General features: G+C 52.7%; 1 rRNA gene. It reads left to right on the top strand.

Going from position 1 to position 1,611, the window contains the following annotated elements:
* Positions 1-17: 17 nt before the first annotated feature.
* A 23S ribosomal RNA gene (locus PGR10_RS25345) occupies positions 18-1,611 on the top strand; the annotation flags it as partial.

Here is a 1,611-nt window from a genome sequence, read left to right as displayed (position 1 = left end):
ACATCTTCGGGTTGTGAGGTTAAGCGACTAAGCGTACACGGTGGATGCCCTGGCAGTCAGAGGCGATGAAGGACGTGCTAATCTGCGAAAAGCGTCGGTAAGGTGATATGAACCGTTATAGCCGGCGATGTCCGAATGGGGAAACCCAGTGTGATTCGTCACACTATCGTTAACTGAATACATAGGTTAACGAGGCGAACCGGGGGAACTGAAACATCTAAGTACCCCGAGGAAAAGAAATCAACCGAGATTCCCCCAGTAGCGGCGAGCGAACGGGGAGCAGCCCAGAGTCTGAATCAGCTTGTGTGTTAGTGGAACGGTCTGGAAAGTCCGACGGTACAGGGTGATAGTCCCGTACACCAAAATGCACAGGTTGTGAACTCGAAGAGTAGGGCGGGACACGTGGTATCCTGTCTGAATATGGGGGGACCATCCTCCAAGGCTAAATACTCCTGACTGACCGATAGTGAACCAGTACCGTGAGGGAAAGGCGAAAAGAACCCCGGCGAGGGGAGTGAAAAAGAACCTGAAACCGTGTACGTACAAGCAGTGGGAGCACCTTCGGGTGTGACTGCGTACCTTTTGTATAATGGGTCAGCGACTTATATTCTGTAGCAAGGTTAACCGTATAGGGGAGCCGCAGGGAAACCGAGTCTTAACTGGGCGTTAAGTTGCAGGGTATAGACCCGAAACCCGGTGATCTAGCCATGGGCAGGTTGAAGGTTGGGTAACACTAACTGGAGGACCGAACCGACTAATGTTGAAAAATTAGCGGATGACTTGTGGCTGGGGGTGAAAGGCCAATCAAACCGGGAGATAGCTGGTTCTCCCCGAAAGCTATTTAGGTAGCGCCTCGTGAATTCATCTTCGGGGGTAGAGCACTGTTTCGGCTAGGGGGTCATCCCGACTTACCAACCCGATGCAAACTACGAATACCGAAGAATGTTATCACGGGAGACACACGGCGGGTGCTAACGTCCGTCGTGAAGAGGGAAACAACCCAGACCGCCAGCTAAGGTCCCAAAGTCACAGTTAAGTGGGAAACGATGTGGGAAGGCACAGACAGCCAGGATGTTGGCTTAGAAGCAGCCATCATTTAAAGAAAGCGTAATAGCTCACTGGTCGAGTCGGCCTGCGCGGAAGATGTAACGGGGCTAAACTGTGCACCGAAGCTGCGGCAGCGACACTATGTGTTGTTGGGTAGGGGAGCGTTCTGTAAGCCTGCGAAGGTGGCCTGTGAGGGTTGCTGGAGGTATCAGAAGTGCGAATGCTGACATAAGTAACGATAATGCGGGTGAAAAGCCCGCACGCCGGAAGACCAAGGGTTCCTGTCCAACGTTAATCGGGGCAGGGTGAGTCGACCCCTAAGGCGAGGCCGAAAGGCGTAGTCGATGGGAAACAGGTTAATATTCCTGTACTTGGTGTTACTGCGAAGGGGGGACGGAGAAGGCTATGTTAGCCGGGCGACGGTTGTCCCGGTTTAAGCATGTAGGCGGAGGTTCCAGGTAAATCCGGTACCTTATTAACGCTGAGGTGTGATGACGAGGCACTACGGTGCTGAAGTAACAAATGCCCTGCTTCCAGGAAAAGCCTCTAAGCATCAGGTAACAT

It is taken from the genome of Klebsiella sp. 141198 (assembly GCF_050600785.1).
In the GTDB taxonomy this organism is placed as follows: Bacteria; Pseudomonadota; Gammaproteobacteria; order Enterobacterales; family Enterobacteriaceae; genus Klebsiella; species Klebsiella aerogenes.
Note: the sequence above shows the minus strand (reverse complement) of the source record. Positions and strands in the feature narration are given on the sequence as shown.